This is a genomic window from Duganella sp. FT27W (assembly GCF_009295655.1).
GTDB classification, from domain to species: domain Bacteria; phylum Pseudomonadota; class Gammaproteobacteria; order Burkholderiales; family Burkholderiaceae_D; genus Rugamonas; species Rugamonas zoogloeoides.
The window spans coordinates 431,818-453,841 of the sequence record NZ_WHIV01000002.1; the positions used below are offsets into that span (position 1 = coordinate 431,818).

Consider the following 22,024-nt stretch of genomic DNA (forward strand, 5'->3'; position numbering starts at 1 on the left):
CCAGAAACAAGAAAAACTTGCATTGCGTCAATTTCAAACCTCTCACTTCAGTTACGCTTGCGGTTCTCCGGAATTCGTCAACCAAGGACCTGCATGCGGCGCTATCACATCACGTTAGGCTCGACCACGACTGCCGGCGGTAAAGTAACCTCAGCCAGCAGCAATGGCAGCATCAACAGCAAAAAGATCGCATTAGAGGGTGACCCGATAATTTGTCCTGCTTGTAAATCCAGCGGAAAAATTATGTGCGTGGGCCCCCGTATCCCAGAAATCTGGAATGGTAAAAAGGTCGCGCTGGAGAACGACCTTTGTATTTGTGGGTGCTCTCCTCCGCCAAAACTCAAGCCGAGTCAAAGTTTGCGCTGCCAGGTGATCGAAGGCTCTACGATACCAAATGCGCCGCAGCAAACAACCGGGTCGGGTGAGGAAGAGCAAGACATCCTTGAACAGTTTTTTTCCATTCACGATGCGAACAACGATGCGGTTGAGGGGTTCCGTTACGACATGTTTGTGAATGATACGGTTCACGTTGCTGGAGTCGGACTTCAGGACGGAAATACCGTAGCCATCATAGGTGACAATCAAAAATTGAGTCTGGTCACATGGCCAACTGTTGAAGAGGTTGATCTATATGACTAAGGCAACCAAAGAGAGCATGCCTCCACTGGACGCTGAGGTGAGATTGCTTGCTGCAATCACCTACGGAGAAGCCTCCACCAAAGATGATGTCGACGAGATGTTCGCGCTGGCAAGCGTCCTCATTCGCCAAAAAGACGCCAGAGGACATAAAAGTGTTACCAGCTTCGCCGCCAAAGAGAAAACGTTCGCATACGCTGCCATTGATGGGAACGTACGATTCAAAAAACTAATGAAGGCCTCCGAGTTTGAAATCTTACAACAGCCAGGCTTGAAAGCTGCGGTTTCGGCGGCAGTCAACGCAATGAACGGCGGCGAAGACAAATCCAACGGCGCATATTTTTGGGATGGTGCCGATATCAAGACCAATTATGCGCGCCACTTCAAGGTTCGACGCGGCATCAAGTTCGCTGATCCTTCCCACAATATATATGGGATCAAGGAATCCACAAAAGTCGTGATCATATCGAAAACAACCAAGACCCGAAGCCGTACCACTGGAAAGATATCTACAGCCACGGAAGAAGTCGGGCGCTATGATCACCAGTACGATTCCACGGCGGCATATGGCGGTACGATTTTCTGGAAGTTGAATCCGGAATTCCTGAAGGTCACACGAGGATGGGAGTACAAATGAAGCATTTTTTCTTCATGATATTTCTTTCAGCTTTGGTCGTGGAAGCTCAAGCCAAAACGCCGTCAAGGGCGGCGGTCGTCAGTTGTCTGTCGGCGCAGTCGACTTCGAAATCGGTAAAGTGGAGTCCATTACCCACTGAAAAAATATATTCGGAAGATGATTACCTCGAAGGCTTCAATGCCATCTATTACATCAAGTCAGGTAACAAACCGATAGGTTATGCCGAGCGCGGCCACGTCAAAGCTGTCATCTACGGCAATCAGCTTTTTCCCATCGCTCAGGCACACGCCCTTGCAGGCTTCCATACTCGTCCCATGGAGCTTGATCCCTTCGCTGCCGATTGGGCGACCGTGGCCGATCAAAGCGGCACCTACGTTTGCATCAGCTTCCCGTACGGTGATCTTGGGCAGAGCGGGAGTTTTCAAAAAAACCGAAGCGCTTATCTGATAGCCATCGGCAAAATAAATGGGCCACGTATTTTGTATTCTGCCACTGGCAATCTCGACGCATTGCAGATGAACAGAGGTCAGCAAAAGTAAGCAACCGGCGCTGGCCGGCACCATGTCCCCGGCATGTTGTCAGAAGTCGGGAAGATTGGCACCATCACGTTCACCTGGAAAACGACCAACCGTCGCACGCGTTACACTAAACCCCAGCGGCCGGGCATCCAGTACGCGAACGCCGCGTCAACTACAGGCTGCTGGCGTCATCGAGTTCGACTGCTTTTTCCGTATCTAATGTGTTCGACTCCAGCACCACACCGGTGGTACCACTCACGCCCACACCGATGGTACCGGTGCGCGAAAAGCCAGTGCGCACGTTGTTGTTGCCAACCACCGTGCCGTCGGCCGAGCGCAGATACATCGCATAGCCGTTTGCACCTGACGCAAGTCCGCTCAAGCGGAAAGTATTGCGCTCGATACGCGCGGCCGGGCCGTAGCTGAGCAACGCCAAGTGTGCGCCCGTGCTGTTTTTCTTGTCGAAGTTGGCGCCGATCGTGTTGTCGCGGACCATGTTCCCCCTGCCGGACACCATGATCGCCGTGCCCACGTCACTGAACTGCATGGACTCGACCACGAAACCGGTGTCGGAAAAAACCGGGTCGGCATTCAGCGGCAGGCCGGGAGCAGCAAGCGCAGGCGAATTGCCTTTATCGGACAGCTGCACGCCAAGGCGTGCGCTCTTGATGCGGCCATGGTGGATGCGGATATTCTGGCCGTACCCCGACACCCCGGTGCCGGACGCGCTGACCGTGTGTCCCCGCAAGTCGACATCGACATTGCTGGCGCGGATATCGATCACCGGGCCGGGGCAGCCATGCTCGAACGGCGAGCAGAACGACTCGTAGTCCTGGTCCAGGCAATATTTTCCCGGACGGCTGATATCGAGCGACAATTTGCTCCGAGCGTTGCGATCCCACTGCAACACCTCGCAACCGTCTGCCGTGAATTTCGGCACCAGCAGGGCAGCCTTCGCGCGCACGCTCTGCGTGTCCGTCGAACCGGGCAGGAACTTCTGCTTCAGGCTCTCTCCAACAAGCTCGACGAAAAATCGTCCGACCATCAGCTCGTCGCTTGGCTGGGCCGCAGCCTGGGGGATGGCGCAAGCCGCAAGCATGAGGGCGACAAAATAATTCATGCTCCGCCGTGCATAGCCGGCCTGCCCCCACATGGCGCGCTTAGCCAATACGCTTGCGTCGCGCGACGACGCCGGTCAGTGCCAAACCGGCCAGCAGCAACGCATACGTTGCCGGTTCAGGAACAGGGGAGATTGGCGATTCGGTGTCCGGGGCATTGAGCACGATGTTATCGATCTTCACTGCGCCATTGGAGCCGACGATCGATACCGAGGTCAGGTCGGTGAAGTCCGAAAAGACCACTTTATGCAGCGCCCTGTCCCACGGATTGGGACTGATCACCTGAAAATATTCGACTGAGCTACCGTCGGCACGATTGCCGGTGATGGTCAAAGAAAATACCGGACCGCTGGTGCCATGCGCGGCCAAGCTCAGGCTGGTGAGCGAGAACGGGGTGTTGCTGGCACTGGTGAATTCGGACGTCCCGACCGATACGAGCACATCGGTGCCGTTGCCGGTGTAAGGCCCCGGTCCCCACTGGCCGCCGAGGTAGTAGTTGCTGGAGAAGACATACGCTCCGCCGCTGAAAATATAGCCGCCAATGCCGCCAACCGGCGCCTCCACATACGAACCTGCGGGCGCGATCCCTTCAAAAGTAAGCACTTCCGCGTGAGCGGTTTGCACGCCGACGAGCAGTGCGGTGGATACCAACAGTGTGCGGAGCGTTGAGCTGGTCATTTTGGCATTTTTTGATTATAAAAATGCAATGGTAACAGTAATCTTGAGGCGGAATTTTTATTTTTGACCTTTCCAGTCATAACCCGTCAAGAATCTACCGTCGGCGGCGATGCGCTGGATAATGCGCGATCTTGGTACGCAACGGATAGCACGTTATGCTTAGCAGTCGGGCAATCCGACCCTGATGTGCCTGCTCGGCCTCCTCTTCGAATCTCACCACGAAGGATGCATCGGCACTTACTTGCTTCCACCAGAAAACAAAAACCCGCCTCGCGGGCGGTTTGTTTGTGTCCTAGCGGAAGCGGTGTAATGCACAAATATAGCATTCATGCGGCTTCAAGACCTACAACCAGTCACCGTACCTACCTTTATACCGTCAGCAACGAAATCTTTTAGTTGTTGGCCTACGAGCTGGCGGCTATCGTCTGCCCAGTGGGGCGCGGGGGCCGAGCGCAAGCTTGGGCAGCTCGGCAACGAGCTCAGCAACCATGAGGGTTCACGGCCGGCTTTTACTCCACACAGATCAATTTATAGCAGCCATGTAAGCGGTAGTTCGTGCCATATAACTCGCGGTTCTGGAGCGATCTTTCCGAAAAACCGCATCCATAGGAGCACCGCTTCTAACGCTAATGCGGTGCTAGGCATGCTCTGGTCCTCAAATCCCCACATGGGCCACGGCGAAAGAAGCGGTGTAGACGTACCATAAATTCGGTGGGGAACGTCGGGCAACCGCCGCGCTCGCGACTTGGACAGGGGCAGCGCAGTCGACCGAAGCGGCCCACACAGCGAAGTCTACATGGTGCCCAAGCACTCGCAAGGTGTCTCTGAGGTCATTGAGCTCCGCTTCGCGCTTCCGGTCGGCAAACGGCTGTGTTTGATCAGGGAAATCAGGTCATATTTGGTCCGCCAACATCATGCCAGAATCGAGAAGGCTTTCGAGGTGCCCTAAAGACGTAATGTAATTGATTGATGGATCGCTTGAAATACTGCATAGTGTAGCTCTATAACTATGATGCAAACAATTTTTAACCAATTGAATTTTCAAATAATAAAATTTTTACCGAAAAATTAATTTATCTTCATAATTTAAATTACTCATGAAAAAATCCGATATAGATAAATATAAAATAAAAAGCATTGAAGGATTAACAGATCCTGAAAATTTATTTCTTCTCTCCAATGCGGTTTCAAAAAAGTGCACTGACGAATTTCTCGAGTTAAGTAAAAACACTAAAAATGCAATTAAAAAAGTTGACAGTGTTCGTAATTTAAAAAAAATAGAGAAAGACATATATGCTGCCAACGGCATATTTGAGGCCTTAAAATCAGACTTTCACGTTGATGGCGCAATTAAGATTAACGGTAATGAGCTGCATGAATTCAAGGAATTCGTAAAGACATCAGGCTTATTAGGAACAATAAAAAATGATTCCGAGATTTCAGAATATTCGCTATCTGAATATCTTTTGCGATTTGGATATTTATCCGGAGGCAATTTTATTTTCCGTGGAAATAATTATTACTTTTTATTGGATGGACTTGATATTGAAGAAACTGACCCACTAACTTCAATTAATGATTTCGTCATTAGTGATGTCCGTATTAATGATTTGATTGATTCGATCTGCATCCAGTACAATTCGATCAAAAATCAATTTAAAATTTACGGATCTTATGTAATAAAAATATTTCACTCCGAATTAACTAAGCGAAAACTAGATTTTTGTGAGGCTGTCAAAATAGCATTGTCCGAAAAAAGATTTGAGGAAATTCGAAAAGTAATTCAGTCCGGCAAGTTCGGAACTGGTCACACGCCTACCGATGAAATTTTCTACACCCAATGGGAAGAAGCACTGGTTGAACTTGAACAATTTAAAAAATTCATTGAGGATTACGAAAAAAGTGATGATGTAAAAAAATTCATTCCGATAGCCCAATTTATCGCTAGCAGGGCATCACTTTTTTTACATTGCAAAATCGTATTTGCGATAGATATTGATTTCATTATAAAATCGCATTTCAAAATGGAAATTCCCAAGGTTGTCAAAAAAATTATTCTTGGACTAATTGATGCAAAAATAAATATTATTGCGTTTTCTCAAAATATTTTTCAGATTTTAACTAACGTCAATTTCCTAGATCCGGAATACCCTGGAAGCTTAATCTTTGAACGAGATATCGTTCGCAACATAAAAAATACCTGCCCAAAAGAATTTTCTGATTTTAAACAATCACAGAAATTTTACGTAGATTATAGCCAAAATGGCGATCTGCTTGGCGAACTAGACGAAGATGTTGCTATGTTTGTGAATATTTTACTTTTAAACGATAGTACTTCTTATATTCGGCTAGCAGAGTTCGGCACTAAAAATAATGGAATTAATGAAGTGGGGGATAATTCAATGCCAGAGTTATTAAGAAGTTCAATGGAAATTACAAGAGACTTCTTTAATTTACTTCAAAATTTCCTAATAAAATCTGAACTAACCAATAAAAATAAAAAAATCAAAAAAGAAAAAAAGGGCTTGGGATATATCGATGACGACCGTCATATTAAAATAAAGAAGCAGGCACTAAAAAGAATAATTAGATTATATAGAGAAGAAAACAATCCTTTAGTTATGATAAAAACGGCGCAAAATGCGCTGAATTTTGTATTAGCTAGGGGTTACGAACCTAAAAAAGATGTTTTGCATGTGATGAGTGTGAACTACGGAGGAGCACTAACAGGGTTTTTTGCGAAGCAAGTCTTCTTGTGTAGTTCAAGCAGCGGAAAAGTCCTAGCCAATACCGGCTCCCTGATTTATTCACTCTACGATGTTAAAAACGCAAATTCTTTTGCTCGGCTGACTGGTTATCCTTTTTCCCAAATAATTTTAGATAATACAATAGACAAAAATACCAAAGAAAATTTCTCTAAAAAGAATTGGCTTTTGATTTTTGACGACAATACAAATAGTGGGGAAACTCTGGACAATATTAGAATACTTGCTAAAGAAACTGAGTATTTTGGCCGTATAGATATGTTCCCTTGTCGAGCCAGCTTTAATTTAGATAACTACAAAATTACTTTAAATGATCATCAAAAATTGGCAATGATTGTTAGCTCAGCGCTTGAGGTCCGGCGAGCAAAAGTTAACCCTAAAGGACTTCGATACAAAGAGCTCCTTGGTACAATTGTAGGAAATAGACTATGGAAAATTAGGAATAAAAAATTACCTAAATCATGACTCTTGAATTGATAGTTAAAATATTTCTGTTTTTCAACGAAAAACTATGTTCAAGATAGCTCTTGTTTCACGTCCGATTCCGTTACGTAGAACACGCTTGCCGCGTCTAACTGGTGCACCGTTTGTACACGTCAAGGTTGACGCGGCGTCGCATATAGTTGGATGAAGACTTTTCTGGTGGTCTGTCCTGCTAGGGTGCGTCTGACAGAACTAAATGATGGAGGACAGGTCATACGGCGATGAGCCGAACTGACTTAACTGAACAGCAATGGCGGCAGCTGTCCCCTCATTTTCCGCCTCACCCGCATCGTGGGCATGCCTACGTTGCCATCGGCGGGTGATCAATGGTATCTTGTGGCGTTTGAGGACGGGTGCGCCGTGGCGCGACGTTCCAGCACGATACGGTCCTTGGCAGACCTGCTACTACAGATTCGTACGCTGTTCGCGTAACGGCATGTGGCAGCGATTGCTAAAGATTCTTCAAACGCAAGCTGAACAAGCCGGGCTGATAGACTGGGACGGTGCGGCACTTGATGCGACGCACGTCAAAGCTCATCGTAGTTCCGCAGGCGCTCGCAAAAAATTACCCGCAGCAGAAAAAAGGGGGCATTAACAGATGAGTGGTTAGGGCGATCCCGAGGTGGAATCACCAGCAAAATTCACTTGTGTGTTGATGGTCATGGGTTGCCACTTTCCGTTGTGATCACCGCAGGTCAATGTAGCGATGACGCACAGATCGGCGCGGTACTGGACGCCATTCACGTTCCTCGTGCGGGGCCGGGACGACCTCGGCAACGACCTACTGCGGTACGCGTTGACCGCGCCTACGGCGCGCGCTGCTATCGGCAACAAATCCAACAGCGTGGCATCCGCTGCATCTGCCCCGAAAGACTCGACGCTAAGAAAAACCGTTTGCGCAAAGGCAGTAGGGGCGGCTCCCCACCACGCTTCGACCCTAATGCATATCGCGGACGCAATGTCGTCGAGCAGGCAATCAACCGCCTCAAAGATTTTCGCGCAGTAGCAATGCGCCATGAAAAGCGCGGCCACAACTTTTTCGCTACCGTCATTTTGGCAACAATTATGTTGTGGCTGCGGCGAATTCAGTCAGACACACCCTAGACGCTTCCAAATACATGTTCCGGTTCAGCCCGAGAGCGAGCGGAACAAAGCGCCAACGGCTACTTCGAAATCGGATATCACGGTTGCCCCCGCGAGCGCGGGGGAATACTTCCGCAATGTCAGCCGCCACCCGAGACCGCCGGTTCCTCCCCGCGACTGTGGGGAACACGGTCGACGCTGATGTTTTCGCTGACCAAGCGTGGTCAGCCCTGCGAGCGCGGGGAACACTCGATATCTCCAGCATCCGAAATTATTTCCTGCGGTTCAGCCCCGCGAGCGCCGGGGACACCTGCGCGCCAACGGCCAGGAACTGCAAATCAGCGGTTCAGCCCCGCGAGCGCGGGGAACACATTGGCGTTGCGCGGTACTGAGAAAGTAAGCGCGGTTCAGCCCCGCTAGCGCGGGGAACACCGGTCGGGCTGATCGGGTAGCCGATTGGGTGGCGGTTCAGCCCCGCGAGCGCGGGGAACACATGGATTGAATGTAGTTGTCGCTGTTGCGTGTCGGTTCAGCCCCGCGAGCGCGGGGAACACACGAAAATACAGATTGCCAGTGCCGCGATTGCCGGTTCAGCCCCGCGAGCGCAGGGAACACCATCGCGCAAGCGCCACAAGCGATACAAGCGGCGGTTCAGCCCCGCGAGCGCGGGGAACACCCGGCCAACTGCGTTTGCGTGGTCTGTTGGTACGGTTCAGCCCCGCGAGCGCGGGGAACACCTGACCACCAGCGCTCCTGACAGCCTACGCGCCGGTTCAGCCCCGCGAGCGCGGGGAACACTTGATGGTTATCGCAAAGTTCGCAACGAGGTGCGGTTCAGCCCCGCGAGCGCGGGGAACACTTCAGCATTTCAGCACGGCACTCTGCGACTACCGGTTCAGCCCCGCGAGCGCGGGGAACACGCCGCCCTTGTGCGGGTTGTCATGCTCGGTGACGGTTCAGCCCCGCGAGCGCGGGGAACACGTCAATGCTGCGCGGGTCGCCATTCGTTGCCTCGGTTCAGCCCCGCGAGCGCGGGGAACACCTGGCGCCAATGCCGCCCTCACTCACGCCAACCGGTTCAGCCCCGCGAGCGCGGGGAACACCCATTCCAAGTTCGCCACCGCGAGGCCGTGCGCGGTTCAGCCCCGCGAGCGCGGGGAACACGCGTTGATATTCATGGCGCCGTCCGTGGTCAGCGGTTCAGCCCCGCGAGCGCGGGGAACACTTCTTACCGGGCTTTTCGTAGGTGGCGTGTACCGGTTCAGCCCCGCGAGCGCGGGGAACACGCATTCCTCGTTGATCTTGCGCCCGAACGTGCCGGTTCAGCCCCGCGAGCGCGGGGAACACGTCGAGCAGCCGACAGGCGTCGAGATCATCCGCGGTTCAGCCCCGCGAGCGCGGGGAACACTTCGCCACGTACAGGCACAAGCGGCCCCACGATGGTTCAGCCCCGCGAGCGCGGGGAACACGACCCCGCAAAGAAGGGTAAGACATTCGCGAGCGGTTCAGCCCCGCGAGCGCGGGGAACACACCGCCCGACAGAGTGGAGCATAGTCGGGAATCGGTTCAGCCCCGCGAGCGCGGGGAACACTCCTCAGTTCGAGTATCGCGCGTCCCACTTCGGTTCAGCCCCGCGAGCGCGGGGAACACACACCAGCAGCACGCAGCCGATCCCTCCGGGCCGGTTCAGCCCCGCGAGCGCGGGGAACACTGCGCGACCTGGGCCGGGGTCGGTGCGGTGGCCGGTTCAGCCCCGCGAGCGCGGGGAACACTAGTTTCCCCGGTCTCAAAAGTCACGGTAATTCGGTTCAGCCCCGCGAGCGCGGGGAACACTGCGAGGATCATCAAAACGGCCTGGATTTTTTCGGTTCAGCCCCGCGAGCGCGGGGAACACCGGTAACGCGGTGCAGAACATCGTTTATAGGCCGGTTCAGCCCCGCGAGCGCGGGGAACACTTATGCCTATGCTCTTCCAAATCGCTCACATACGGTTCAGCCCCGCGAGCGCGGGGAACACTTGATGCACAGCTGAAAAAAGCGCTTCATGTCCGGTTCAGCCCCGCGAGCGCGGGGAACACAAGACACGTTGGTGGATCCTGATTCCATTAGCCGGTTCAGCCCCGCGAGCGCGGGGAACACCCTCGACAGGGCGTTGAAGGAGGGGTATTGCGCGGTTCAGCCCCGCGAGCGCGGGGAACACGTTCAAATTAAACGTTAGAAACATAACGTTTACGGTTCAGCCCCGCGAGCGCGGGGAACACCCAATATGTCTACTGGGCGCCAAGTGAGATCGCGGTTCAGCCCCGCGAGCGCGGGGAACACGCGAGTCGATAGATGTTCCACGCCAAGGTGTACGGTTCAGCCCCGCGAGCGCGGGGAACACGTCAACGTCGATCTGTTCGGTGAGGGATTCGACGGTTCAGCCCCGCGAGCGCGGGGAACACTACACGTCGGCCGCACCACTATCCATGGCGAGCGGTTCAGCCCCGCGAGCGCGGGGAACACAGCAGTTGGCACATATCGAACTGGGAACCCGCCGGTTCAGCCCCGCGAGCGCGGGGAACACGAGCGCTGTCAACTCCGATGCGCAATACTCGACGGTTCAGCCCCGCGAGCGCGGGGAACACGGCGTGTCCTATGCGGTGAAAGACATCGTCACCGGTTCAGCCCCGCGAGCGCGGGGAACACGCGAACACGGTCCGCGTGACGGTTGGCGAGCACGGTTCAGCCCCGCGAGCGCGGGGAACACATTGCTGCCACCAATTCGCGCTTGCTAACCAACGGTTCAGCCCCGCGAGCGCGGGGAACACGCTTCACATGGGCGCCATGGCAATCACGGTTGCGGTTCAGCCCCGCGAGCGCGGGGAACACAGCTGCTGGCCACCTGGCCGGCGTTGACCGCGCGGTTCAGCCCCGCGAGCGCGGGGAACACAAAATGAAAGCAGAATCGACGTTCTGGTCGGGCGGTTCAGCCCCGCGAGCGCGGGGAACACACCACCTGTTGCGGGCCGTGGGTGATGTACGACGGTTCAGCCCCGCGAGCGCGGGGAACACGCCGAAGGTGGCGACGTCGCCGCCGTTGACGAAGGTTCAGCCCCGCGAGCGCGGGGAACACGGCCAATACGGTGGCGCCATCCTCGGCGTACACGGTTCAGCCCCGCGAGCGCGGGGAACACTTCACCGGTTTCAGTTCCGGCCTGGTCGGGTCCGGTTCAGCCCCGCGAGCGCGGGGAACACTGGATCATCGCCGGTATGACAGCGGCCAACGCCGGTTCAGCCCCGCGAGCGCGGGGAACACCTTGTCGCGCAGCGCGGGGCAGCTGCCCTTTGCGGTTCAGCCCCGCGAGCGCGGGGAACACGAAACCGACGCCATTGTCGGCAATATGGAACACGGTTCAGCCCCGCGAGCGCGGGGAACACGTGACTTCCAGCGCAGGGATATGGCCGCCGCCCGGTTCAGCCCCGCGAGCGCGGGGAACACTTCAGTCAACAGGGTGTTCGTGAATTCGCTATCGGTTCAGCCCCGCGAGCGCGGGGAACACGGACCATCGCCTACCAGCGTGGCGCCCCATAGCGGTTCAGCCCCGCGAGCGCGGGGAACACGTAGGGTTTAAGCTTATTGAGTTTGCTACAGGCGGTTCAGCCCCGCGAGCGCGGGGAACACCAGCACGGAACCACGGCGATCAATGGCGATTCCGGTTCAGCCCCGCGAGCGCGGGGAACACACCAGGCCGCCATTCAGGTCGATGTGGATCGCCGGTTCAGCCCCGCGAGCGCGGGGAACACAGCGTGCCGCTTTTCGCCAGCACGGCGTGATACGGTTCAGCCCCGCGAGCGCGGGGAACACGCGCCGGACCTCTTCCGGGATCATCAGCCACACGGTTCAGCCCCGCGAGCGCGGGGAACACCCGCGCACGTTGCGCAGCACCAGGCCACGGCGCGGTTCAGCCCCGCGAGCGCGGGGAACACGGCCACGCCTGATCAGATAGCCCCGCCCTGCCCGGTTCAGCCCCGCGAGCGCGGGGAACACGTGATCCCGCGATGCCGGCCCTGCTTTGAGAGCGGTTCAGCCCCGCGAGCGCGGGGAACACTTCGCGGACTCGCGCTGGATGCTATGCGTGACCGGTTCAGCCCCGCGAGCGCGGGGAACACACGAGGGCGCGCCGCACCTGTTCGCGCTCCTCCGGTTCAGCCCCGCGAGCGCGGGGAACACACCAATTATAACCCATTGAAAAATAAGGGAAAATCACCCCCTCAATTTCCCACCGATTTTACAAGCTATTTTATTTATTAAAGAACAACAGAAAAGAACGAGCCGTTATTGCTCGTCTTCGATGGCTGGAGGGAAGAACGATACCAGTCTGATACCATCCATTTCGACCGGCATGCGCCGGTTTTCTCCCAGGGTCAGAAAGTCGAAACCTGCCTCATTGGTACTGCTGCGCCAGGCGATGACGGCGTTGCCGTCTTCGATACCCTCTTCGACCTGGGCCCAGATGTGCTCGCGCAGGCGGCGCGAGTAGTTGCCGACGTAGACACCGGCGCGGATTTCCAGCAGCCAGATGGCGAGCCGGCCGCGCAGTCGTGGCGGCGCGTTTTCAAGAACGATGACCAACATCGCCGATGCTCTCCGGGTTGGGGATGGCGGGCGCCACCGATTCGGCGTGAGCGACGGGCGGCGTCATGCCGCCCTCGGCCAGCAAGGTCTCGATGTCGGGGATGATGCGCTCGAGTAGCTTGGACTGGCGGAATGCGTCGCGACAGCGCATACGCACCTCGCGCTCAACATTGGCGACCGGCTTGGCGGCCACCGCGAAAGCGATCGGCACCACCGTGTCGAACTTGTAAAGGTCGGCGATATCGTACACAAACGACAGTGCTTTGCCGGTGTGGATGAAGCCGATGGCGGGCGCATAGCCAGCAGCCAGTACCGCAGCCTCGGTCACGCCGTACAAGCACGACGTGGCGGCCGACAGGCAGCGGTTCGGAATGTCGGCCGCATCCCAGTCGTCGCGGTCATAGTTGCGCGCTTTCCAGTCAACGCCAAACTGGCGCGCCAACAGTTGATAGGTGGCGCGTACGCGGGCGCCCTCCACGCCACGCAGTTGTTCCACGCTGCGCCGTTGCGGCGGTTCCTCGCCAAAGCGATATTTGTACATGGCGCGCACGACCTTCAGGCGGGCATCGTCGTCCAATGCCAGCTTGGCCTGGTACAGCAGGCGATCGGCGCGCGCGCCGCCGGGCTGGCCCGACGAATACACGCGTACCCCGCCCTCCCCTATCCACACCAGCAACGTGCCAACCCGCGCCGCCAGCGCGCAGGCGGCGTGCGATACGCGCACGCCCGGCTCCAGCATCAGGCAGGCCACGCCGCCAACCGGGATATGCATGCGCACTCCGTGCTGGTCCACCGCGACGAATGCACCATCGAGCACGTCAAGCTGGCAGCGCTCCACAAACAGTACCGACAGGCGCTCCTTGATGGGAATCGGTTTGAGCGGCGGCAGCATCGCTCAACGCTCCGCGACTGGTTTCACCAGCATCAGGCCGCAGCCGAATGCCTTGGCATGGCCTAACCCTTTCAACAGCGTTTGCTGAAAGGCGTCCGGATCGCGCACCACCAACTCACCGGAAAACTCCACGCTGCTGAACTGGATCGGTGCACCGTTGCTGCGCTTGTTGGCCTGCTGCTGCCTATAGGCGTCCACGGTCGCCCCCACCAGTTCGAAGCCGGCCCTGGCGGCACGCGCTTGCAACCAGGCCAGGCACGTTTGCTCAACCAGCTCGGCCGCTGCCGGGCGGTCGGCGGGCGGCAATGATTTTTTCGCCTGCATCACCACGTCGTGCCGGCGTGATTTGCCGGCGTCGTCCCTCTTGCTGATCACGGGATTGGCGCACAGCACAAACGAAAGCCGCTGCCCCGCCCTGGCCAATGGCGCATAGGGACGGGTTTGCAGCTCCCAGTCGTCGCTGAAGGCAACCGGCGGTCGTGCCGACACCACGTACACGCGCGGCAAACCGTCGATATCGTGGCGACGGAAAATGAAGTCGCGTGAGGCCTCGTCGTCGCCCTTGAAAAACTTCCACAGCCACTGGTGCAGGCCATACGGCGCGTGAGCCATGTCGCGCACGGCGGCGCGTACATGCTCGGAGGCTGGATTAATCACACTGAAATACATGGGTTCATTCCTCTTCCAACAATGCGATGTGTTCGCGGCGGTCGCCAAATTGCCAACCTTTGCGCGCCAACACCCGGTCTTTACGGAGCAGGCTAAGATCGCGCTGACGACCGATCGTGGCGACATCATCGACGCCAAAGTCATCGCCCCAGGCGATTTTCCTGAGTATCGACGGCGCTTTCGCTCGAATGCCATGACTGGCCGATAACGCCGACAGTTGCTCCAGATAGGCCGTCATGGCCTCGCTGACGGTGGAGACATCGAGCAGCACCGGGTGCAGCGGCGCCGCCAGCGGGCACGATTTCCGCCCCAGGTACAGCAGGAACTTCGGCCGCCGCAATGCTTCCGCAATCCGGGCCAGTGGGTAAGCAGCACCGTCGAGCATTTGCAATGCCACCACGGCCGATGCATCCAGGCGGAAATCGCGCGTCGATAAAATGGTGTTCAGGTCGTACTTGGGCAGCGACAGTTCGTCACGCCGGGTTGCCTGCGGCCGCTTCTTGAGGTCGGCCCGGCTGGGCACCTGGGCCGTTTGATAGTCGCGCAGCAGGCGTCCCGGGCTGATCACACCGACAGCCATGCGGTAGCTGGCGGCCAGCGCTGCCTGGGCGTCGGCATCTTCGCGCACGATGCCCAATGCGGCTGCCAGCAGTCCCTGGATGGCCGACTGGCTCGGGTATTCCGCCGTGGGACGATATTCGCCCACCGCTGGCTCGCCCCAGGACGACAGCGGTCCCTGCAACTGGAAGATCAGGGTTTCCATGGTGCTCAGGCGACGACGAAATCGATGACTTCGGCCAGGCTGCCTGTACCAGCTTCCACATCGAGCACCTTGCTTTCATCGGCGCATGCGTCGTAGATGGCGTCGAAATTGTCGCGCCGTGCGTTCAGCTCCTTGACTGCGCTGTTCAGGATATTTTGTCCCTTGACCGGCGCCAGGAAAGCCTGCGCCAGGCTGCGCGGCTGCTGATCGCCTTTTTCGGCCAGCACGTAACCGGCATACGCGCGCGAGGCGAAACTGTTTTGCTTGCCGGTTGGGGAAACCTTGGTCACGGCATGCAATAAACCTGACAGTGCCTTGGCAACCAGTGCGTCATCGCCACCGAGGTTTTTTGCCAACTGCTCCTTGTCGATGCAGATGTACAGGTAAAACACGCCGGCGCCAAAGCCGAGTTCGCCGATGTGGGCTGCGCCGGCGTCGGTTTCGCCGTTATTGAGGTCATCGACTGCAATGAAATAATCGTCTTCCACCGCCGCCTTGTGCACCGTGATGGCGTGCGCGACCTGCACCGCCGCTTCGGTGTTAAAGACCGGTGTCGAGGCCAGCATGCGGCCGAACATGGCAATGTCAACCGCCGTGCTGTCCTTGCGCAGCAGTTCCAGATCGCCTTTTTCCGGCGCTGCCTTGTTTTCCGCCAGTTGCGCTACCAGGGCGCTGATGGCAGCCAGTTCCTCCGGGCTGAAATGCACCAGTTGTTCGACGTGCAAGTCCTCGTTCTTGTTGACCTTTTTGTCTGTTTCCTTTTTATCGGCGGCCTTGTCGGCATCCTTTTTTTCCGGCTTCTTTTCAGCTTTCAATTTACCGAAGCACCCGGCAATCGTCCGCGCCCATTCGCGCGCGTTTTTTTCCGAGATGCCTTTTTTGAGCAAGTCTTCATACACGGTCACGCCAATTTCCTTGGTGCGGGTGCCGACGTTGCCCTTCAGGCTCGCTGCAAAGATATCGGAAGTGCGCCAGGCGCGCTTCAGGCTTTGCGACGAGATGCGCAAGCGGGTGCAGTCACCGACGATGGCGGTCTTCGGGCTGCCGGTGTCGTCGCGGTTCAGGTTCGATGGTGGATAGCTGGTCAAAACGTGCAGTTGAATAAAGCGGGACATGATTTCCTCGAATGAAGTGGAACAAACGCGATGAAAAAGCGAACGTGTGACGACTACTTCTGTTGCCAGCGATAGTTATAGGCCCAGTGCTTCTTGATACCGTCGCCCCACCAGTAAACGTCTTTGGCCAGTTGAATCACGCTGGCCTGGTGACCGATCACGGGCAAGGCACGGCGCAAGCCCGCGTATAACTCGTCGGTATGCTCCAGCTTGAGCAGCGCCCGGAACCGCAGTTCCGAGAGCAACGGCCGGTCGCCGTCCTGCTCCGACATTTGATACGGCAAATCATGCGCGCTATCGAGCTTGATCCAGGCGACCAGACCGGCAATCGCCGCCAGTTTGTCGCGCTGCCATTCGTCCGCATCCACCGGCCAACCGCAGGCCAGCATGTAGCGATAAAAGCGCTGGTAGGCAGGACAAAGGACGATCTCGTCAATTGTGGCGCAACGCCGCAACATGGCGCGGGTGGCGCGGTCTTCCTCCAGCCCTTTCCACCAGGTCAACAGCCCCTTGCCGATGGCGCTGTCGGCTTTGATCACGATATTGTTTTCCATAACTCCTCCTAGGAAGGTTGTCTTTCGGATGGGCTGCCAGGCTTGCTCTTGACCGCCTTGTCAGCCGGCGGCAACGGCAAGCCAAGGATGGCTCTGAGCGCCTTGCCGTCGAGGTTGTACTTCAATCCCCGGTAAGCCACCGCAATGCGTTGTGGATCTTGCTGGGCTATCGGCCCGGCGCCCACGATGTCCGCATCGAACAGGTGCAGCGCTTTCTTGCTCAGTTCCTTGTGCCACTGGCTGGCGTGTTGCTGGGCATACGCTTCGTCGAGCCTTCCCAGTCCGGCTTCGGTGGCGGCTTGTTCTATCAGTGCCTTCAAGTGGCCATAAAACGCCGCATCGGTGCTATCCCAAAACATCTTGTCAACAAAACTCAGGTCGCCACGCGCATCGCTGTCACCGAACCATGCCTGCTTGACGGCCTGACGCAGATAAAATACGCTTTGCTCAGCCGCCTCGATCAATATGCCGGCCAGTTTTTGAAGATTTTCTTTCTGCTTCGGTGGGCAGTCGCTCAACCGGTACAAGGGAAAGGTCGTTTCGTACCAGCAGCGTGGCTTCATGTTGTCCATGTCATATCCGAACACCCAGAGCCGAATGGCCTCGCCCCGTTCCAGGACTTCCTGCTCGATAACGTGGTTGATGGTGGCCGCTGCCTGCACTTCCTTCTTGCTGCTCTGGCTACCCAAAGCCCAGCCCAGCCAGTTACGGTAACTGAATCCGCCGGGCTGGGGATGCACGGGCAACCAGCCTTCCTTGGTGTTGTAGTAAGGAGAGTACGGATGGCGCCATGGCCCCTTGTAGTTCAGCCCTTGCGGCTTGGTGACATAGCGCTGGAGCAGCTGCGTCGATTCGCGTTTGCAGATATCGCATTGCCCGGCACGCACGTCGTCAAAGTCGAAACGTATGCGGCGCGGCATGGCCCAGAATACGTGGTGCGGATGGACTTGCATCGGCTGGGTTTCGGTGCCGGAAGCCTGGATTCTGGCGATATCGGCCAACCAGGGAAAAGTAAAGAACGGCGCGGTTTTCTGCACATCGCCACTGCGTTCCAGGAACTGGCGCTGGGGCAGCACGTTCAACCACAGGTCGTGCCACAAGCTTTGCGCCGCCGACGCCACCAGCAGCGTGGTCAACGGACCGCCGCCGCGCAGGCTGGTGCGGTGGCCGGCTCCGCCCGCCGGTGCATTGGTTTGCAGCGTGAATAGCGCCGTGGCGGCACAATGCGGACACATGCCGTTGACCGTACCGCGCTTGACGAAATGGTCGGTATTCTTGTCCACGGCAGAGCCACCAGCCGCGTCGATCAGCAACGCATCGATGGTGCATTCGGCACCACCGTCCAGGCCGAGATCCTGCATGAAGCGCGGGCCGTCGCCATCGAACCTGAGCGCGGCTGCCACAGGCTCGAACCAGGCGGCCAGCTGCTCCGGCGCAGGCGGCGTTTTGAACCACTTGCGCCACTCCGCATTGGTTGTGGCCGGCGATACCGTTTGCAGCAGGCCGATCACGAACTGCGCCAGCGCGCCGTTAAAGTCGGCGCGGTTGGCGGCGAAACCGATGATGTCGGGCTCGCCGATTTGAGGAAGTGTTATCCAGTCTTGCCGACCATCGGCTCGGCGTACTGGCAGCCATTTCTCCAACAGCAGTGAGATCATTAAAGCCTCCGCCTAATTAAATTAAGTTGACTTAGTGGGGACAGAGAATCCACCCCAGTTAGAATAGCGTACTTTTCTGGCAACGGCAACCTGAAAGGAAATTTTCTTTGGGAGCGGTTAGCGGACGCGTAATCCAGTCGTGCTAGAGTGCGCACTTCCCCAAAGCTTGGGGATGAACCATTGACGTAGTGGGGCAGCAATCGCTACATAGCGTCGTTCCCCGCCATTGCGGGGCTCAGTCCGATGCAGCATCCGTTGCATCGGACTCCCTGATCCGCAATCCAAGCTCATCGTCGTACAGCCATGTCAACAAGCGCACGGACTTGTCGCGCTCATCTTTCGCTGCGCTCCAAGCCTGGCCTTGCCAGCTGCCATCGGGCCGCAAGGTGAGCGGCAGCAAGGTGCAATATTTGCCCTCCGAGGGCAAAGTCTTGAGCAACGCGTCGTACACCTCGCGTTCCTCGTCGCTGCCTGTCAATTCGATATTTCCCATTTTTCTGGCCGCCAGCTTGACCATGCTGTAAGGCCAGACGCGCTCATCCCAGCGCAGCAAGTGTCCATCCACCCACTTGGCCAGCATGACTTCCCGCGTTTCTTCGCCGAGGCGCGACGGCGTCTTGGTATCGGCCCACCAGTCGCCCACTTCGCCACGTGTGTAGCCTTTATCAAAAGGTAACGAATTCATTTGCGCCTGGCTGGCGTGTGCCCATCCTTTGCCTTCTGCCTTGATGGCGCCCTCGTGCAAAGTAGCCGGCACCTCTTCCTCGCCCGAGTACACCATTTCGATCAGGCGACGGGCATCGCCTGGCATGCTGAACTGCCCCTCCTGCAAGGCCTTGGCGGTAAGCCACATCTGGTCATGGCGGTCATAGACATATTGCGCGGCCTTGAAAGAGGCGCCATACCAGTCACCCGCTGGCGCCTCGGTCCAGGGCGGCGCCAGTACCCACAGACTGGAACCACCGCGCTGATCTACGACATCGCTCTGCCGCAACCGTTCACCCACGGTATCGCGGATGTGACGATGGGCACGTCCGGCCCGCTGCAGCAGCCGGTCGATCGGCGCCAGGTCCGAAATCAGTACGTCAAAATCGACGTCCAGCGACTGCTCGGCTACTTGGGTGGCGATCATCAACCTCCCCTGGCGTTGAGCTGGACTGCTTTTATCGCCAAATAACGCCAGAACTTTTTCCTCGGTCTTCAGGCGGTCGCCCAGTGCAAAGCGCGCATGGAACAGCGTGATTTTTTCCGGTGCAATGTGACGGACCAGGTGCGCGTACGCATCGACCGCATCGCCAACGGTGTTGCGGATCCAGCCGACACATTTGCCATCGGCCAAGGCAGCAAGGACATCAGCATATAGCTGCTCTTTGTCGCACAGGTAACGTACTTTTACGGTTCGGGAAACATTGGGCCGCGATGCCAGCTTTTCCTGCAAGAGCTCCGCATCGCCCTGGCACCAGCGCGTTGCCAGCGGATACGTTTCTTCGAGTGGCGGCAGCGCCAGGCCCGAAGTACTGCCCCCAGCATAGGCACGCAACAGGCCGGACTTCATTCGGTTCGGCAAGGTGGCCGATAGCAGGATCGCCGAACCGCCCATGCTTGCATGAAATCGCAGCAATACTTTCAGGACGCCTTCCATGTATAGGTCACAGGCATGCACCTCATCGATGATAAGCACCTTGTTGAACAGTCCCAGCAAGCGCAATGACTGGTGTTTGCTGTGCAGAACCGCCAATAAAGCCTGATCCACGGTGCCCACGCCGGCCGGCGCCAACAACACCCGCTTGTTGTGATCCGCCAGCCAGGCCGTGCAGCGTGCGCTGGCCGTGTCGTCACGCTGGGCGGCATCGCGCTCGCTTGGGCCAGGTGGCAACACCGACTCGGCAAACCGTTCAACCAGGTCCCTGAAACCGTGGCCCAGCGCCAGGCTGGCATCGCCGTCGAACAATTTTTGATAGACCTCGTACACGCGTCCGTACATGGCATTGGCGGTGGCCATGGTGGGCAAGCCGACAAAAAATCCCTGGGCCGCGCCCTGCGCCATCAAGCGATACGCCAGTATCATCGCCGCCTCGGTCTTGCCAGCGCCGGTCACATCTTCCAGTAAATAAATTTGCGGTGTGTTGGGTAGCTCGACGCTTTGCGCCCATGCCTGCAAGGGCGATGCATTCTCGATATAGGGAAAGAAGTCGCGCAGCGTTTTATCCTGTGCAACCGGTACCGGCAAGACTCCCGTAGCAGCCAGCGCTTCGCGTGCCTTGACGCGAGCCTCGTCCCAGTAGGCATCGAGGCAGCCGGACTCGTCGTGGTAGGCAAAGAAGACGGTATTCGAACCAAGCCAGTCGGCCAGCACCGTCAGGCCGGCGAACCACCAGGACAATGATGGGCTGATATCTTCAAAACCGTCGCCGGTTAGTTCCGGCACGCGCTTTGCCTCGTCACTGAGCAAGCGAGCGGCCATCGCCTTGATGAATTCAGCGACCGCACGTTCGTCCTCGCGACGAAAGTGATAATCGGTCTCGCCCCTATCCTTGGGCGGCATGCCATGATGACCGCAGACTGCCCGCATCCAGTCATTGATCGCTGGCCCGATGCCGGTCAGGCCGATATCGTCGAGTATGCCATCCCTGGCCACCTCTTTCCATATCCAGAATCCAAGCGTGTCGTGTCGCTCCGAATAGTTTCTGGCACTGGCTTCACGCCCCTGCAAATCCATAACAAGATCTGCACGCTGCAATTGAAATGTATTACTGAATTTCCCCAAATCATGCAGGGCAAGGAAAAAACTGGCTAGCGAAAGAAACGCTGCGCGCGAGCACTGCAGACGGTGGCAAAAAAGATCGAGCAGCGCGGGAGATTGCTCCAGAAATGCCTCACCAACTGCGGCCACGTCGAGGCTGTGATAAACCAGCCGATGAAATTTCGGCCCGCTATCAGCAGGTTTTGCCTTGCCCCAGTAGTTCCAGAATTGGTTAATTGCTGCATTGTCGGTCATTGGCAGATGCGGAGTTTTACAAAAAAAACAAATGTAATTTATTTTATTAGAAAATGAAACCTTTATTTTTTTTTAGCAATAATTTTTGTGGCGTTTTGGTGGCGGGGAGCACCCGATAAACGTGCCACTGTGGCGAAAGTCGCGCAGCTTAGCTCCTTGAATGCAGGGAACACATTGGTTTTGTCGAAGTTCACGCACAGGCCGACGGTTCAGCCCAGCGAGCGCGGGGAACACCCGGGAGTAGAGTTTAAGGTTGATTTTCCACGCGGTTCAGCCCCGCGAGCGCCAGGAACACGTCGGAGTCCTCGAACTCTTCGCGGATTTGGCCGGTTCAGCCCCGCGAGCGCGGGGAACACGACGGCGTGACGCTATGGGCGTGACGCCTGAATGGTTCAGCCCCGCGGGGAACACTCCGGCGCACCGGTGCGGCCGAGCCATTGCACCGGTTCAGCACCGCGAGCGCGGGGAACACTTCATGTTGCAGGCCACCTCCCCGAGCATCGACGGTTCAGCTCCGCGAGCGCGGGGAACACTGATACTGGTTGCCCAGGCCGTACCAGTAAGCCGGTTCAGCCCCGCGAGCGCGGGGAACACGTGGTATGCCCACAATAAATTCCACAAGTTGGCGGTTCAGCCCCGCGAGCGCGGGGAACACCGGCCCACCTGCCCCAGCGAGAACGCGAGCTGCGGTTCAGCCCCGCGAGCGCGGGGAACACCTCAAAACGTGGCTAGTTCGGTTCGCGTATTCCGGTTCAGCCCCGCGAGCGCGGGGAACACACCCTTGAGCATCATGGGCTCAACCGCGCCGCCGGTTCAGCCCCGCGAGCGCGGGGAACACGT

At 57.0% G+C, this 22,024-nt stretch carries 14 protein-coding genes, 1 pseudogene and 2 CRISPR repeat arrays (1 of these 17 cut by a window edge); of the genes and pseudogenes, 5 read left to right on the forward strand and 10 right to left on the reverse strand.

Translation table 11 applies throughout. The features are described 5' to 3' along the window. The first annotated feature begins 93 nt into the window (after positions 1–93). The 3 genes from F8197_RS08195 to F8197_RS08205 are packed head-to-tail and all read left to right on the forward strand — an operon-like array spanning position 94 to position 1,812. Positions 94–639 carry a PAAR domain-containing protein gene (locus F8197_RS08195; RefSeq protein ID WP_152881468.1) on the forward strand — a complete coding sequence of 182 codons (546 nt, stop codon included), beginning with the start codon at positions 94–96 and terminating at the stop codon, positions 637–639. Next, entirely contained in the window at positions 632–1,273 is a 642-nt protein-coding gene (locus F8197_RS08200) for a hypothetical protein (protein WP_152881469.1), read from the forward strand. Before F8197_RS08195 ends, F8197_RS08200 begins: the two co-directional genes overlap by 8 nt. Then, a complete protein-coding gene (locus F8197_RS08205; RefSeq protein ID WP_152881470.1) occupies positions 1,270–1,812 on the forward strand; it encodes a hypothetical protein in 543 nt (180 codons plus the stop codon). Before F8197_RS08200 ends, F8197_RS08205 begins: the two co-directional genes overlap by 4 nt. Positions 1,813–1,963: 151 nt before the next feature. On the opposite strand, the gene F8197_RS08210 is transcribed toward F8197_RS08205, so the two are convergent. Both F8197_RS08210 and F8197_RS08215 read right to left on the reverse strand, forming a co-directional pair. Further along, complete coding sequence (locus F8197_RS08210) at positions 1,964–2,911, reverse strand: NosD domain-containing protein (RefSeq protein ID WP_193333374.1); 948 nt, start codon at positions 2,909–2,911, stop codon at positions 1,964–1,966. 40 nt (positions 2,912–2,951) lie between these two features. Continuing rightward, entirely contained in the window at positions 2,952–3,587 is a 636-nt protein-coding gene (locus F8197_RS08215) for a PEP-CTERM sorting domain-containing protein (protein WP_152881472.1), read from the reverse strand. A gap of 1,097 nt (positions 3,588–4,684) precedes the next feature. Here F8197_RS08215 and F8197_RS08220 point away from each other — a divergent pair. Further along, positions 4,685–6,817, forward strand: a complete 2,133-nt coding sequence (locus F8197_RS08220; protein ID WP_152881473.1) for a hypothetical protein — start codon at positions 4,685–4,687, stop codon at positions 6,815–6,817. 239 nt (positions 6,818–7,056) lie between these two features. Continuing rightward, positions 7,057–7,939, forward strand: a pseudogene (locus F8197_RS08225) (IS5 family transposase). 199 nt (positions 7,940–8,138) lie between these two features. Next, a CRISPR array of direct repeats spans positions 8,139–12,130; the repeat unit is 29 nt; unit sequence CGGTTCAGCCCCGCGAGCGCGGGGAACAC. Positions 12,131–12,235: 105 nt separating this feature from the next. On the opposite strand, the gene cas2e reads toward F8197_RS08225, so the two are convergent. From cas2e to cas3, 8 genes are all read right to left on the reverse strand, one after another. Next, the gene (cas2e, locus tag F8197_RS08230; RefSeq protein WP_152881474.1) at positions 12,236–12,535 is read right to left on the reverse strand and encodes a type I-E CRISPR-associated endoribonuclease Cas2e; all 300 of its coding nucleotides are present in this window, start codon (positions 12,533–12,535) and stop codon (positions 12,236–12,238) included. Next, entirely contained in the window at positions 12,516–13,427 is a 912-nt protein-coding gene (cas1e, locus tag F8197_RS08235; RefSeq protein WP_152881475.1) for a type I-E CRISPR-associated endonuclease Cas1e, read from the reverse strand. The genes cas2e and cas1e overlap by 20 nt, the downstream gene beginning before the upstream one ends. A gap of 3 nt (positions 13,428–13,430) precedes the next feature. After that, positions 13,431–14,096, reverse strand: a complete 666-nt coding sequence (cas6e, locus tag F8197_RS08240) for a type I-E CRISPR-associated protein Cas6/Cse3/CasE (RefSeq protein ID WP_193333375.1) — start codon at positions 14,094–14,096, stop codon at positions 13,431–13,433. Positions 14,097–14,100: 4 nt separating this feature from the next. After that, positions 14,101–14,859, reverse strand: a complete 759-nt coding sequence (gene cas5e, locus F8197_RS08245; RefSeq protein ID WP_152881477.1) for a type I-E CRISPR-associated protein Cas5/CasD — start codon at positions 14,857–14,859, stop codon at positions 14,101–14,103. Between the two features lie 5 nt (positions 14,860–14,864). Continuing rightward, positions 14,865–15,974: a type I-E CRISPR-associated protein Cas7/Cse4/CasC gene (cas7e, locus tag F8197_RS08250; protein ID WP_152881478.1), complete on the reverse strand. Its 1,110-nt coding sequence runs from the start codon at positions 15,972–15,974 to the stop codon at positions 14,865–14,867. Between the two features lie 53 nt (positions 15,975–16,027). Continuing rightward, the gene (gene casB, locus F8197_RS08255) at positions 16,028–16,528 is read right to left on the reverse strand and encodes a type I-E CRISPR-associated protein Cse2/CasB (protein ID WP_152881479.1); all 501 of its coding nucleotides are present in this window, start codon (positions 16,526–16,528) and stop codon (positions 16,028–16,030) included. A gap of 8 nt (positions 16,529–16,536) precedes the next feature. Further along, positions 16,537–18,186: a type I-E CRISPR-associated protein Cse1/CasA gene (gene casA, locus F8197_RS08260; RefSeq protein ID WP_152881480.1), complete on the reverse strand. Its 1,650-nt coding sequence runs from the start codon at positions 18,184–18,186 to the stop codon at positions 16,537–16,539. 235 nt (positions 18,187–18,421) lie between these two features. Next, positions 18,422–21,184, reverse strand: coding sequence for a CRISPR-associated helicase Cas3' (gene cas3 / locus F8197_RS08265; RefSeq protein ID WP_152881481.1), 2,763 nt, complete (start codon positions 21,182–21,184; stop codon positions 18,422–18,424). A gap of 205 nt (positions 21,185–21,389) precedes the next feature. After that, positions 21,390–22,024: a CRISPR direct-repeat array (repeat unit 29 nt; unit sequence CGGTTCAGCCCCGCGAGCGCGGGGAACAC) (it continues 5,187 nt past the right edge of the window).